The organism is Thioalkalivibrio sp. ALJ1 (assembly GCF_000745395.1).
GTDB lineage: Bacteria > Pseudomonadota > Gammaproteobacteria > Ectothiorhodospirales > Ectothiorhodospiraceae > Thioalkalivibrio.
Genome location: NZ_KN050684.1, coordinates 409,701 through 423,913 on the forward strand (window position 1 = coordinate 409,701; position 14,213 = coordinate 423,913).

The following is a 14,213-nucleotide window of genomic DNA, read 5'->3' on the forward strand; positions in this document are numbered from 1 at the left end:
TGTCTTGGTCAAACCCCAGGTATGGCGTGAATGTCCGCCTTGCGGGCGACCGTCACCTGGCCGCGCCCCTGGTCCTTGGCCTGATAACAGGCGCGATCCGCCGCGACGAAGGCCTCGTCCACACCCGGCACATCCGGCCCCAATTCGACCACGCCAACCGAAGCCCCAATGGTGACGTCCCGCGCTTCGACCTGCAACGGGCGGTCGGCCAAGGCCGAGCAGATGCGCTGCCCCAGTATGCGTGAATACTCGGCGTTGGTGTCGCGGGCGATAATGGCAAACTCGTCGCCCCCGATCCGTGCCACGGCATCGTGATTGCGGGTCAGGTCGTGCAGGACACGCGCCACCTGTCGCAACAATTCATCACCCACGCGGTGACCATGACGATCGTTGACGTCCTTGAAGTAATCCAGATCCACCAGCAGAAGACTGGCAACGACGTGGTTTTCTCGGGCGGCATGCAGGCCGATCTCCAGTTCACGCTCGAAGGCCCGTCGATTCAATAACCCGGTCAGACTGTCATGACTAGCCTCGTGCACCAGTCGGTCCACCAGCCGGCGCTCTTCGGAGACATCGGTCAGGACCAGCAGGGTACGCACCGAACTCCCGGCCACCGGATCCAGCGCCGTGCGCGCGATCCGCACGATCAGTTCGTGGCCGTCACGGCGGACCAATCGGGCATCAGAGCGATCACCAAGGGCCTGGTTCAGCCTTTCACCCCGGGCCCGCTCCGGTAGCAGGGGGCGCCCGGTGCCCAGCTCGCGCAGGTCGAGAAGTTGATCGAGTGAACAGCCCAAGACCTGGTCCCGGCTGAGACCAGTCAGTTCACGAGCCGCAGGGTTCATATAGGAGATCCCGCCATGCGCGTCCAGAGTGATCACGGCATCGGGCATCGCATCCATACTGCGTTCAAGATTGCGGCCGGATCGGCGCATCCGGGCATGCACGCGGGAGACATACAACAGCGCAAAAAACGCAAGAACCGCCAGCCCCGAAGCCAGCCAGACGAGGTTGCTGCGCAGCCATTCCAGTGCGTTGAACGGTTGCGGGGCATACAACCCGACACCCAGCTCGAACATCAGGCCATGGACATCCTCGTAGGAACGCGGCGCCGACCAACCGGTGATCTCCGCTGCCTGGCTGGCCTGGTGTTCGGCATCCAGCGCCAACGTAGCCTGCAGGATCGAGTGCGCCAGCGAGGCATCCAGGTCACCTCGCATCGCCAGCGGCCATTCGGGATACAACCGCGTACTGGAACGATGGTCGAACGCGGGGAAGGCGCGCTCGCCGACCACCCGGACCTGTTCCAGCCGCGGATCGTCACGAGCCTCCATCTCCTCGAGAATTCCGGTACGGAAGGTCGCCGCATCTACCTCGCCGCGCAGCACCCAATCAAGGCCGCGCCCAACCGGGAATCCGGTGAACACAATGGACGCCAGGTCGCGTTCGACATCCAGCCCAGCCGCCTGCAGTTCGCGCCAGGTCATCCACCAGCCGCCAAAGGCATCCGGGTGGACAGCGGACAGACGTTGGCCACGCAGATCCTCCAGATCCACCAGGTCCTCGCGGTCGGCGCGTGCGATCACGACCGCCCCGAAGCGATCCTCGTCACGCCCCATCTGCCGCGGCTGCATAGTCGCAATCCGCGAGATCCCGTGACGCTGCTCCAGCATCACGTAGGAACCGCTGTTGGTCAGGATCAGGTCAAACCGGTCGGCGGCCACAGCGGCCTGCAGTTCGTCGTTATCCACCGGCTCCAGTTCGAAGCGGGCACCCTCGATCTGCTCACTCAGATACTCGACAAAGGGCGTCCAGTTCTGGCGCGCCACGTCATCGCCACGATGTGCCAGCACGCCCAGAATGAGCCGCTGCTCATCGGCTTGCGGCTCGTCGGCCAACAACGGCGACGCCGAAGTCAGTCCGATCAAGGTCAGCAACAGAGTCAGGCCACCGAACATCCATCGCGGAAGGCGCCGAGCCTCTGGCGCCCTGAACGATGGACGTCTGCGGCCGCACTCCTTCATGTCATGTGGGCTTCCGATTACGACTCGCGGCGATACGCAGACGCAGGGCGTTCAGCCGAATGAAGCCCTCGGCGTCTTTCTGGTCATAGGCGCCGGCATCATCTTCGAAGGTCGCGATGGCGTCGTCAAACAGGGTGTCCTCGGAACGCCGGCCCGCCACGATCACGTTGCCCTTGTACAGACGCAGGCGCACCTCGCCGTTGACCACGGTCTGGGTATCGTCGATTGCGACCTGCAACATGCGCCGCTCCGGGCTCCACCAGTAGCCGTTGTAGATGATGCTGGCGTAACGCGGCATCAGCTCGTCCTTCAGGTGCGCCGCCTCGCGATCCAGGGTGATGGATTCCAGCGCGCGACGGGCTCGCAACAGGATGGTGCCGCCCGGGGTCTCGTAGCAGCCACGGGATTTCATGCCGACATAGCGGTTCTCGACGATGTCCAGACGACCAACGCCGTGAGCACCACCTCGCTCGTTGAGCTTCGCGAGCAGATCGGCCGCGCTCATACGCTCACCGTTGATCGAGACCGGGTCGCCCTTCTCGAAACCGATGGTCAGGGTCTCGGACTCCTCCGGCGCAGCTTCGGGCGAGACCGACCAACGCCACATGTCCTCCTCGGCCTCGGTCCACGGGTCCTCCAGCGGGCCGCCCTCATAGGAGATGTGCAGAAGATTCGCATCCATCGAATACGGCGACTTCGTGCCCTGCTTTTTGTAGTCCACCGGGATGTTGTGTTGCTCGGCGTAGGCCATCAGGCGCTCGCGCGAATTCAGGTCCCACTCGCGCCAGGGGGCAATCACCTGAATACCGGGCTTGAGCGCATAGGCGCCCAGCTCGAAGCGCACCTGATCATTGCCCTTGCCGGTGGCACCGTGGGCGATGGCATCAGCCCCGGTCTCTTCGGCGATCTCCACCAGGCGACGCGCGATCAGCGGGCGGGCGATGGAAGTACCCAGCAGGTACTCGCCCTCGTATATCGTGTTGGCCCGAAACATCGGGAATACATAGTCGCGCACGAAGACTTCGCGCAGGTCCTCGATATAGATCTGCTTTACGCCCAGGGCCTCGGCCTTGGCACGGGCCGGTTCGACTTCCTCGCCCTGACCGAGATCGGCGGTAAAGGTGATGACCTCGCAGCCATAGGTATCTTCCAGCCATTTAAGAATGACCGAAGTATCCAGGCCACCGGAGTAGGCGAGGACGACGCGTTTGATCGAGGAGCTCATAAGAATGCCAGTCCTTGTCTTAACATGAAGATATAGTCGTTATTGCGACTTCCGTCATTACCACGCCGGGGTCTCGGAGGGTCCGGGCGGGATGGGAACTGGGCCTGCAGGCGGTTCAGCCCGAAGGTCCGAAACCGCCTCGGCCGGGGCTTCGTCTGCCTCCCGATCGCCATTCAGCCACCAGATATCGCTTCGACGCGAAGCCGCTCGAGCACCCTCGGCGGCCGGGTCAACGCCCGGTGCCTCAATCTCGATCTGTTCGGCCGCAACCCCTGCCTCCACCAAGGCCTCCCGGACCACTCGGGCACGATCACGGCTCAGGGCCTCGTTGATCCCTAGCGGGCCTTCCGCATCGGTCCAGCCCACGACTCGAACCCGTGGGGCCGCAACGCTGGCCAGGGCCTGAACCGCCGCCTCCAGGGTCTCCCTCGCCTCGCGATCAAGCCGGTGGAGGCCGGTATCGAAATAGACGCTCCAGCGCTCCAGGGCCCCCGCCTCCGGGGCGGCGGCGGGCCGAGTATGACTGCCGTAGCAAGCACGGAAGTCCTGTGCACGAAGCGCAAAGCGAATCCCCCGGAAATGCACCCAATCATCACCATCCGGGAAATCGATATGAATATCGTGACCCGCCAACAGACGCGCCTTCAGGGGCTGAACCAGGGACTGCGGGACACGAAAGATCCGGTCGTCGCGGGCCTCTAGCTGCAGGTCCAGCGGCGCCATTGAGGCGGGTCGCAACCACTCCGGTGCACCGGTGCGCAGCCGTGGCGAATGCCCCTCGGGCATGGGGTACGGCGCCTCCCAGTAGGCCCCAGTCACCAGTCCTGGCCGGGTCTCGAAACCGAGCGTCCCGCCATGGCGGACCGACTGCTCGATACGACAGATGTCGTCGTCCTCGGTCAGCTGCCAGGTGCTGCGCTCCAGCGGCTCGCTGTACGGCGCGGCACCGGCCGTGACGATGCCAGCCCCCAGAAGCACGCCGGGGAGCATGAGACGCAGCCACTGGCGCAGGCCGGTCATGAAGCGCTAGCGCTTCTTCGGCGGCAGGATGTCGGTAATCGACCCGTGCGCAACCTCGGCGGCAAAGGCCACGGTCTCGCTGAGCGTCGGATGCGGGTGCACGGTCAGGCCGATGTCTTCCATCTCGGCGCCCATCTCCAGCGCCAGCATGGCCTCGCCGATCAAATCGCCGGCGGACGGGCCCACAATGCCGGCCCCGATCACGCGACCGTCGGCGTCGAACAGCAGCTTGGTCATGCCGTCCTCGGCACCCAGCGCGATTGCGCGGCCGGAGGCGGCCCAGGGGAACACGCCCTTGGTGTATTCGATGCCATCGGCCTTGGCCTGCTCTTCGGTCACGCCCATCCAGGCCACCTCGGGATGGGTATAGGCCACCGACGGGATCGCGCGCGCGTCGAAGTGCACCTTGTGCCCAGCGATAACCTCGGCCGCGACCTTGCCCTCGTGGGTGGCCTTGTGCGCCAGCATCGGCTGGCCGATCACGTCGCCGATGGCGAAGATGTGCTCGACGTTGGTGCGCTGCTGGCTGTCGACCTCGATGAAGCCGCGCTCGGTCACCTGCACGCCCGCCGCTTCGGCCTTGATCTTGGCGCCGTTCGGGCTGCGCCCCACGGCGACCAGCACGCGGTCGAAAGTATCCTCTTCCGGCAGGCCCTTGGCCTCGCCCTCGAACTGGCAGACGATCCCGGCCTTGGTGGCCTTCGCCTCGGACACCTTGCTCTTGAGGAAAATATTCTCGAAGCGCTTTTTCGCACGCTTCTCGAACGGGCGCACGATGTCGCGATCCGCGCCCGGCATCAGGGTGTCGGACAGCTCGACCACCGTGACTTTGCTGCCCAGGGCCTCGTACACGCAGGCCATCTCCAGCCCAATGATGCCGCCGCCGACCACCAGCATGCGCTCGGGGATCTCCGCGAGATCCAGGGCGTCGGTGGAGTCCATCACCCGTTCGTCGTCCCAGGGGAAGCCGGGCAGCTTGATCGCCTGCGAACCAACCGCGAGGATCGCGTGCTCGAAGCCGATCACCTCGCGGCCCTCGTCCCCTTCGACGGCAATGCTGTTGGCACCGACGAACTCGCCCACACCCTGTACTACGCGTACCTTGCGCTGCTTGCACAGCTGCTTGAGCCCGCCGGTCAGTTTCTTGACCGCGTTGCCCTTGTAGCCACGCAGCCCGTCTAGATCGATCTCCGGCTCGCCGAACTTGATGCCCAGAGCAGCAAACCGCTCGGCCTCGTGCAGCACCTCGCCGGCGTGCAGCAATGCCTTGGACGGGATGCAACCGACGTTCAGGCAGACCCCACCGATCTGCGGGTAACGCTCGACCATCACCACATCCAGACCGAGGTCGGCCGCGCGGAACGCCGCGGTGTAACCACCGGGGCCGGAACCCAGCACCAGCACCTGGCACTGGCTGTCGGTATTCGGATCGGCGGCGGCCTTGGGCGCCACCTTGTTCGACTCGCTCGCGGCGCCCGATTCCGCCTTGGCGGACTCGGCCTTCTCGCCGCCGGCTGCGGGGGCGTCCTCGCTTCCGCCAGCGGCCTCGCCACTGGCCTCGAGATCGAGGAGCTTGCTGCCCTGGGAGACCTTGTCGCCGACCTTCACATGCAGCTTCTTCACCGTACCGGCCTCGGGGGCGGGCACGTCAATGGTCGCCTTGTCGGACTCCAGCGTGATCAACGGGTCTTCCGGCGCGATCTCGCTACCCGGCTGTACCAGGACCTCGATGATCTCGACGTCCTTGAAATCCCCGATATCCGGGACCTCGATGGTCTTGGTCTGGCTCATGACAAAGCTCCGGTCGTTACAGCAGCATGCGGCGCATGTCGGACAGCAATGCGCTCAGCGTGGTGGCAAAACGGGCGCCCAGCGCGCCATCGATCACTCGGTGATCGTAGGACAGCGCCAGCGGCAGGATCAGGCGCGGCTCGAAATCCTTGCCATTCCACACCGGCTTCATGCTTGAGCGCGACACACCCAGGATCGCGACCTCGGGGGCGTTCACGATAGGGGTGAACTGGGTGCCACCGATGCCGCCGAGGCTGGAGATGGTCAGGCAGCCGCCCTGCATGTCCGCGGGCTTGAGCTTCTTGTCGCGGGCGCGCTGGGACAGGTCCATCAGCTCGGCCGCGATGTCGACCAGGCTCTTGCGATCGACGTCGCGCACCACCGGGACAACCAGGCCGTCCGGCGTGTCCACCGCGATGCCGAGGTTGTAGTACTGCTTCAGGATCAGGTTCTCGCCGGTCGCGTCCAGCGAGGCATTAAAGCGCGGGTACTGCTTGAGCGCGGAGACCACAGCCTTCATCAGGAACGGCAGGAAGGTGACCTTCACGCCCTTCTTCTCGTACTCGGCCTTCAGCGACTTGCGGAAGTCCTCGAGCTCGGTGATGTCGGCCTCGTCGAACTGGGTCACGTGCGGGACGGTGACCCAATTGCGATGCAGGTTCTTGCCGGTGAGCTTGTTGATCTTCGACAGCGCCTGGGTCTCGATCGGGCCGAACTCGGAGAAGTCGATCTCCGGCATCGGCTCGACACCCAGGCCGCCGCCAGCGCCCTGGCTCAGCGCGCGCTTGACGAAGCCCTGCACGTCCTCGCGCAGGATGCGGCCCTTGCGCCCGGAGCCCTCGACCTTGGTCAGGTCGACACCCAGCTCACGCGCAAACCGGCGCACCACCGGCGAGGCATGGGCCTTGCGGAAGGCCGATTCGTCGCGGATGTGCTCGGTGGGGGACGGGCGCGGTCCGTCAGCCCGGTCGGCGGCCTTGGCAGCCACGGATTTCGGTGGTGCGGCCTTCTCGGACTTGTCCGCTGCGGCCTTCTCGGCCGCTGGCTGCTTAGCGGAGGCCTCGTCCTTCGAGGCTTCTTCCTTCTTCGCGGAATCGGCCTCGGCCGCGCCCTCCTCGGCGGGTTCCAGCTCCAGGATCGGATCGCCCTGGTTGACCCGATCGCCCGCTTTCACTTTCAGCGCCTTCACGGTGCCGCCCTGGGGCGCCGGGATCTCGATGGAGGCCTTGTCGGACTCCAGCGTAATCAGCGGATCCTCGGGGGCCACGCTGTCACCGGGGTTCACGATGACCTCAATGATCTCAACGTCCTTGAAGTCGCCGATATCCGGGACGTGCACAGTAGTCGTGTTGCTCATGTCTGCTCCTGCCTCGGGTCCGACGGCCTCAAGCCTTCAGCGGATTGGGCCGTTCGACGTCGATCTTGTACTTCTTGATCGCGTCGGAGACGGTCTTGATCTCAACGGTCCCGGCATCGGCCAGGGCCTTCAGCGCCGCAACCGCGATGTGGTAGCGATCCACCTCGAAGTGACGGCGCAGCGCGGCCCGGGTATCCGATCGGCTAAAGCCATCCGTCCCCAGCACGCGGTAATCTGCCGGCACCCAGGCGCGGATCTGGTCCGCGTAGGCCTGCACATAGTCCGTGGCGGCAATGACCGGGTCCTCCGAGCCACCCAGGCACTCTTCCACCCAAGCCTTGCGCGGCTTGGCTTCGGGGTTCAACCGTGCATGACGATCGACATCGCGGCCATCGCGTGCCAGCTCGTTGAAGCTGGTCGCACTCCAGACCTCCGCGGCCACGCCAAAGTCCTTGTCCAGAAGTTCGGCGGCGGCAATAGCCTCGCGGAGGATGGTCCCGGAGCCCAGCAGGCGCACCTTCTTTTTCTTGCGCCCACCCGCCTGCAGCCGGTACAGGCCACGACGGATGCCTTCCTCGGCACCCTTCGGCATGGCCGGCTGCGGGTAGTTCTCGTTCATCACGGTGATGTAGTAGAAGACGCTTTCCTGCTCCGCGTACATGCGGCGCATGCCGTCCTGCACGATCACCGCCAATTCATAGGCGAAGGTCGGGTCGTAGGCGATGCAGTTGGGGACGTTGGCCGCCATCATCAGGCTATGACCGTCATCATGCTGCAGGCCTTCACCGGCCAGCGTGGTGCGCCCGGCGGTCGCACCCATCAGGAAGCCGCGGGCGCGCATGTCGCCGGCGGCCCAGATCAGGTCGCCAATGCGCTGGAAGCCGAACATTGAATAGAAGATGTAGAACGGCACCATCGCCACGCCATGGGTGGAGTAGGACGTGGCCGCCGCGATCCAGGAGGACATGGAGCCGGCCTCGTTGATCCCCTCTTCCAGGATCTGGCCCTTCTTGTCCTCCTTGTAATACATCACCTGATCCTTGTCCTGCGGCTCGTAGAGCTGGCCGACCGAGGAGTAGATCCCCAGCTGGCGGAACAGCCCTTCCATGCCGAAGGTACGCGCCTCGTCGGGCACGATCGGGACGATGTTCTTGCCGATCTTCTTGTCGCGCGCGAGCAGCGTCAGCAGGCGAACGAAAGCCATGGTGGTGGACATCTCGCGCTCGCCGGAGGCCTCCAGCAGACCGTTGAAGGCGTCCAGCCCGGGGATCTCGAGTGGTGTCGCCAGCGGGCGGCGCACGGGCAGGTGACCGCCCAGGTCGTTGCGCCGCGCGTTCATGTACTTCATCTCTTCCGAATCGGGATCCGGCTTGATGTATTCGGCCTTCTCCACCTGCTCGTCGGAAAGCGGGATGTTGAAGCGGTCGCGGAACTGCCTCATGTCCTCCGCGTCCATCTTCTTCTGGCTGTGGGTCCGGTTCTGGGCCTCGCCCGCCGCGCCCATGCCGTAGCCCTTCACGGTGTGCGCGAGGATCACGGTCGGCTGACCCTTGTGCTCGGCCGCCGCCTTGTAGGCCGCGTACACCTTGACCGGGTCATGACCGCCGCGATTCAGACGCCAGATGTCCTCGTCGGACATGTTGGCGACCATGCGCTTGAGTTCGGGATACTTGCCAAAGAAGTGTTCGCGCACATAGGCACCGTCGCGCGACTTGTAGTTTTGGTAGTCGCCGTCGACCGCTTCCATCATGCGTTTCTGCAGCAGACCGTCGGTATCCCTGGCCAGCAGCGGATCCCAGTAACGACCCCACAGGACCTTGACCACGTTCCAGCCGGCGCCGCGGAAGATCGCCTCCAGCTCCTGGATGATCTTGCCATTGCCGCGCACCGGGCCATCCAGGCGCTGCAGGTTGCAGTTCACCACCCAGGTCAGGTTGTCAAGCTTCTCGCGCGAGGCCAGGGTGATCGCACCCAGGGTCTCCGGCTCGTCCACCTCACCGTCGCCGACAAAGCTCCACACGCGGCGGTTCTCGGTCTGCGCCAGGCCCCGATCCTGCAGATAGCGCATGAAGCGCGCCTGGTAGATGCTCATGATCGGCCCGAGCCCCATGGACACGGTCGGGAACTGCCAGAAGTCCGGCATCAGCCATGGGTGCGGGTAGGAGGACAGGCCCTTGCCGTCCACCTCGCGACGGAAGTGGTCCAGCTGTTCCTCGGTCAGGCGGCCTTCCATGAACGCGCGGGCATAGATGCCGGGCGAGGAATGCCCTTGGGCAAAAAGCAGGTCGCCGCCGTGGTCATGCGCAGGGGCATGCCAGAAGTGGTTGAAGCCCACGTCGTACAAAGTCGCGGCCGAGGCGAAGGTCGCGATGTGTCCGCCCAGCTCGGAAGACGCTCGATTGGCCTTGACCACCATCGCCATCGCGTTCCAGCGAATATAGGAGCGGATGCGATGTTCCACCGCACTGTCACCCGGATATTCCGGCTCCAGGTGCGTGGGAATCGTATTCACGTAGGCGGTGTTGGCGGAATACGGGAGATAGGCCCCGCTGCGGCGCGCCTTGTCGACCAGTCGCTCAAGGAGGGCGTGGGCCCGTTCCGGGCCATCCGCCTCCAGCACGGAAGCCAGGGCGTCAATCCACTCCTGAGTCTCCTGCGGATCGATATCGTGTTCGGTCGCGTTCGGGTCCATGCTCTACCCCTGAAAACGGGTTGGGAATCGGATTGCCACTACGAGGCCATGCCACCGGGCCTTCGGGCATTTGCTACCATGCGCCGGTGTCGGGCGGGCATAAAAGGCGCAAGTATCCCGACTGCGCCGCCAATAGGTCAAGCGAAAGCCCCTTATGGCGCCGAACGTCGGTAAAATATGCGGCAAAATCCGCAAACACCCGGAAAGCTGGCCCGCTCGTTCGCCGCGACCGAAAAACCCGCGAAACACCCCTCATCGAGACCGAGCAAAACCATGGCCGAACCCGTCCAGTTGGACCCGCAGCACCGCCCGATGGCGAACCGTTTCCGCGGCTTTTTGCCCGTCGTGGTGGACGTGGAAACCGGGGGCTTCGACTGCCACCGCCATGCGCTCCTGCAAGTAGCCGCCGTATTCTTGCGTCGCGACGAACAGGACCACCTGGTGCGCGACCGCACCGTCAGCCTGCATGTGCGCCCCTACGAAGGCTCGGAGATGGACCCGAAGTCGCTGGAGGTGAATGGCATCGACCCGTATCACCCGCTACGGGCGGCCTGGCCCGAAGATCAGGCGATGGGCAAGCTGTTCAGCGAAGTCCGCCGCGAAGTGAAGGTGAACCACTGCAAGCGCGCGATCCTGGTCGGGCACAATGCCCACTTCGATCTCGGCTTTGTGCATACCGCCGCCGAGCGCTGCGGGATCAAACGCAACCCCTTCCACCCGTTCAGCAGCCTGGACACGGTGTCGCTGTCCGCACTCGCGTTTGGTCAGACCGTGCTGGCACGGGCGGCTGATGCAGCGGGACTCGGCTGGGACACCGAATCCGCCCACAGCGCTGCCTTCGATGCAGAAAAGACGGCGGATATCTTCTGCCAGATCGCCAACCGCTGGCAGGACGGCATCGGAGTGCCGCAACCGGCGCTGCGCCTGCCCGAGCCGGAAGAGCTACCGCCCGGGAGCTGACCGCGACTCGGGGCAACATCACGCAGATCGCCACGGCCCCGGACGGGGCCTCGCGATGACACAACTGCAACCCCGTCATTGCGAACCTCGCAGGGGTGAAGCAATCTCCCGGCGCGGGCACGAAGCGGGATCAGGTGGTCACGTTAGGAGATCGCCACGGCCCCAGACGGGGCTCGCGATGACGATGCTGAGGTGTGCCGCAGCCGAGCAGCTGCGGCACGACGTTTCTTAGCTCGCGGCGCGCTTGGCGTGGGCAGCGTCAACCATCTTCTTCAGTTCGCCGTTCTCGAACATCTCCAGCGTGATGTCGCAACCACCGACCAGCTCACCGTCGATATAGACCTGCGGGAAGGTCGGCCAGTCGGCAAACCGGGGCAGATTCTGCATCACTTCCTGGTCGGCGATCACGTTCACATAGCCGAACTCCTGTTCACAACGCTTGAGCGCCTCGACCGCACGGCTGGAGAAGCCGCACATGGGGAACTGCGGCGTGCCTTTCATGAAAATCACCACCGGATTGTCTTCCACCTGCTGGCGAATCCGATCCATTACATCCATTACTGTACTCCCAAAATTTGGTGCCAAGATTGGTGCCCGATCACCCGAAAGCGGTCGAGGCGAGTGACCTAGTGTGACGCTCAGACATTGAAGCGGAAATGTACCACGTCACCCTCTTTCAACAAGTATTCCTTGCCTTCGAGGCGCCATTTCCCCGCGTCCTTTGCGCCCTGTTCGCCGTTGTGCTCGACGAAGTCCTCATATCCGACGACCTCGGCGCGGATGAAACCGCGCTCGAAATCCGTGTGGATCACGCCCGCTCCTTGCGGCGCGGTGGAGCCCTGGCGCACGGTCCAGGCCCGCACTTCCTTCTCGCCGGCGGTGAAGAAGGTCTGCAGTTCAAGCAGGCGATAGGCGGTACGGATCACACGGTCCAGGCCCGGCTCAGCCAGCCCCAGATCGGCGATGAACTCCGCCCGCTCGTCCGGATCGAGCACGGCGATTTCGGCCTCAATGGCGGCACAGACACTCACCACTTCGGCGCCCTCCTCGGCCGCCTTCGCCTGCACCACTTCGACCATCGCATTACCGTCGACCAGAGAGGCCTCGTCCACGTTGGCGATGTACATCATCGGCTTGATCGTCAACAAATGCAGGTCATACAGCAACCGCCGCTCGTCCTCGTCGAGATCCTGGGCCCGCGCGGGAATCCCCTGATCGAGGCCTGCCGCCACTTTCTCGGCAGCCTTCAGCTGGGCGATGGCCGTTTTGTCCTGCGACTTGGCCGCACGCGCCAGACGATTGAGCGCCTTGTTGGCGGTTTCCAGATCCGCCAGCATCAGTTCGGTGCTGATGGTCTCGATATCGGAGATCGGATCCACCTTGCCGGCGACGTGCACGATGTCGTCGTCCTCGAAACAACGCACCACCTGAGCGATCGCATCGGTCTCGCGGATGTGCGCGAGGAACTGGTTGCCCAGCCCCTCGCCCTGCGCGGCCCCGGCCACCAGCCCGGCGATATCCACGAACTCGACCGTGGTGGGAAGTGTGCGCTGCGGTTTCACGATCTCGGTCAGCCGCGTCAACCGCGGGTCCGGTACCTCCACCACCCCCACGTTCGGATCGATGGTGCAGAAGGGGTAGTTCTCCGCGGCGATCTCCGCACGCGTGAGGGCATTGAACAGGGTGGACTTGCCGACGTTCGGCAGACCCACGATCCCGCATTTAAGACTCATCGGGTTTCCTCGGAATTCGTGGCCGGCTTCGAGTTGCCGCCATGCAGATTGCGTACCGCCTCATCCCAGCGCCCAGCCACCAGCGCCGGGACCTGGTCCAGGGCCGTGTCGATGGCCTCCTCGATCGCCCGCGACTCGTCCCGCCCGGGGCGGTCAAGCACAAAGGGTACGACGTCGTCGCGATGCCCCGGGTGACCGATCCCAAGCCGCAGTCGGGCATAGTTCGGCCCGCCCATGTGGCGATGCAGGTCGCGCAGACCGTTATGGCCACCATGCCCCCCACCCAACTTCAGACGTGCCACGCCAGGATCTAGATCCAGTTCGTCATGGACCACCAGGATGGCCTCCGGAGGGATGCGATAGAAATCGGCGCACTTGCGCACCGGAAGACCACTCTTGTTCATGAAACTCATAGGCTTGAGCAGCCAGACATCATCACCCCCCGGCAGGGTCAACCGCGCCGCTTCTCCATCAAAGCGGGTCTCGGAACGGAACGCCACGCCATACCGTCGGGCCAGGGCATCCACAAACCAGAAGCCCGCGTTATGCCGGGTCTCGGCGTAACGCGGGCCTGGATTGCCCAGCCCGACCAGCAGGCGGATCGGCTCGGGTCGGATCGACATCGGTCAGGCGGAAAGCCGCAAGGCTTACTCCTTGCCCTCGGACTCCGAATCGTCGTCGCCGGAGGCCTCTTCGCCATCGGCGGCTTCCTCACCACCTTCAGATTCCGCGGCCTCGGCTTCGGCTTCTTCGCCTTCTTCCTCGTCGGCCTTGGCAGCACGCGGCAGTACCACGCTGACCACAGCGTAGTCGTAGTCCTCGCCATGCATCAGGGCCACGCTCTGCACACCTTCCGGCAGCTTCAGCTCGGAGACGTGCAGGGTGTCGCCGACATCCATTTCGAGCACGTCGATATCGAGGGACTCGGGCAGATCACCCGGCAGACACTCGACCTCAAGCTCGTTGATCATCCGGCTCACCATGCCACCGCTCAGCTTCACACCCTTGCACTCTTCCTCGTTGTGGAAGTGCAGCGGCACGCTGACGCGGATCGGCTGGTTCGCGCTCACGCGCATCAGATCGACGTGGTAGATGGTCGGTTTGAACGGATGGCGCTGCACATCACGCAGGATCGCCTTCTCGGTCTTGCCATCCAGCTTCACACTCAGGATGTGCGAGTAGAACGCATCTTCCTTCAGGTTATGGACCATCGCGTTGTGATCCAGCGTGATGGACACGGCGTCCTTATCCGCCCCGTAGAGGATAGCGGGCAGCTTGCCGGCGCGACGCAGGCGGCGGCTCGCACGCGAACCCTGTTCGTCCCGCTTCTCGGCTTCAATCGTAAAGCTCATGCTCATTGCTACAGTCTCCAAAATGAAAGGCGCTTCACCCGAAGCGCCCTGAACACACC

10 protein-coding genes and 1 pseudogene are annotated in these 14,213 nt (G+C 64.4%); 1 reads left to right on the forward strand and 10 read right to left on the reverse strand.

Features of this window, described 5'->3' with window-relative positions; all coding sequences use genetic code 11:
* Positions 1 to 8: 8 nt before the first annotated feature.
* From F462_RS04300 to aceE, 6 genes and pseudogenes are all read right to left on the reverse strand, one after another.
* Positions 9 to 1,958, reverse strand: coding sequence for a diguanylate cyclase domain-containing protein (locus F462_RS04300; protein ID WP_038051925.1), 1,950 nt, complete (start codon positions 1,956 to 1,958; stop codon positions 9 to 11).
* A gap of 67 nt (positions 1,959 to 2,025) precedes the next feature.
* Positions 2,026 to 3,249: an argininosuccinate synthase gene (locus F462_RS04305; RefSeq protein WP_038051928.1), complete on the reverse strand. Its 1,224-nt coding sequence runs from the start codon at positions 3,247 to 3,249 to the stop codon at positions 2,026 to 2,028.
* Positions 3,250 to 3,306: 57 nt separating this feature from the next.
* Positions 3,307 to 4,269, reverse strand: coding sequence for a MotY family protein (locus tag F462_RS04310; protein WP_038051930.1), 963 nt, complete (start codon positions 4,267 to 4,269; stop codon positions 3,307 to 3,309).
* A 6-nt stretch (positions 4,270 to 4,275) separates the two neighbouring features.
* The gene (gene lpdA / locus F462_RS04315; protein ID WP_038051931.1) at positions 4,276 to 6,060 is read right to left on the reverse strand and encodes a dihydrolipoyl dehydrogenase; all 1,785 of its coding nucleotides are present in this window, start codon (positions 6,058 to 6,060) and stop codon (positions 4,276 to 4,278) included.
* A gap of 16 nt (positions 6,061 to 6,076) precedes the next feature.
* Positions 6,077 to 7,426 (reverse strand): annotated as a pseudogene (aceF, locus tag F462_RS04320) (dihydrolipoyllysine-residue acetyltransferase); the annotation flags it as partial.
* A gap of 19 nt (positions 7,427 to 7,445) precedes the next feature.
* On the reverse strand, positions 7,446 to 10,109 hold the full coding sequence (gene aceE, locus F462_RS04325) for a pyruvate dehydrogenase (acetyl-transferring), homodimeric type (protein WP_038051936.1): 2,664 nt from the start codon (positions 10,107 to 10,109) through the stop codon (positions 7,446 to 7,448).
* 273 nt (positions 10,110 to 10,382) lie between these two features.
* Here aceE and rnt point away from each other — a divergent pair, with 273 nt between their 5' ends.
* Positions 10,383 to 11,069 carry a ribonuclease T gene (gene rnt, locus F462_RS04330; RefSeq protein WP_038051938.1) on the forward strand — a complete coding sequence of 229 codons (687 nt, stop codon included), beginning with the start codon at positions 10,383 to 10,385 and terminating at the stop codon, positions 11,067 to 11,069.
* A 228-nt stretch (positions 11,070 to 11,297) separates the two neighbouring features.
* Here the strand turns inward: rnt and grxD are convergent, their stop codons facing one another.
* From grxD to F462_RS04350, 4 genes are all read right to left on the reverse strand, one after another.
* A complete protein-coding gene (gene grxD / locus F462_RS04335) occupies positions 11,298 to 11,627 on the reverse strand; it encodes a Grx4 family monothiol glutaredoxin (RefSeq protein WP_038051939.1) in 330 nt (109 codons plus the stop codon).
* Between the two features lie 80 nt (positions 11,628 to 11,707).
* Positions 11,708 to 12,802, reverse strand: a complete 1,095-nt coding sequence (gene ychF / locus F462_RS04340; RefSeq protein ID WP_038051941.1) for a redox-regulated ATPase YchF — start codon at positions 12,800 to 12,802, stop codon at positions 11,708 to 11,710.
* On the reverse strand, positions 12,799 to 13,425 hold the full coding sequence (pth, locus tag F462_RS04345; protein ID WP_038051944.1) for an aminoacyl-tRNA hydrolase: 627 nt from the start codon (positions 13,423 to 13,425) through the stop codon (positions 12,799 to 12,801). The genes ychF and pth overlap by 4 nt, the downstream gene beginning before the upstream one ends.
* Positions 13,426 to 13,449: 24 nt before the next feature.
* Entirely contained in the window at positions 13,450 to 14,160 is a 711-nt protein-coding gene (locus F462_RS04350; RefSeq protein WP_038051947.1) for a 50S ribosomal protein L25/general stress protein Ctc, read from the reverse strand.
* Positions 14,161 to 14,213: the final 53 nt, after the last annotated feature.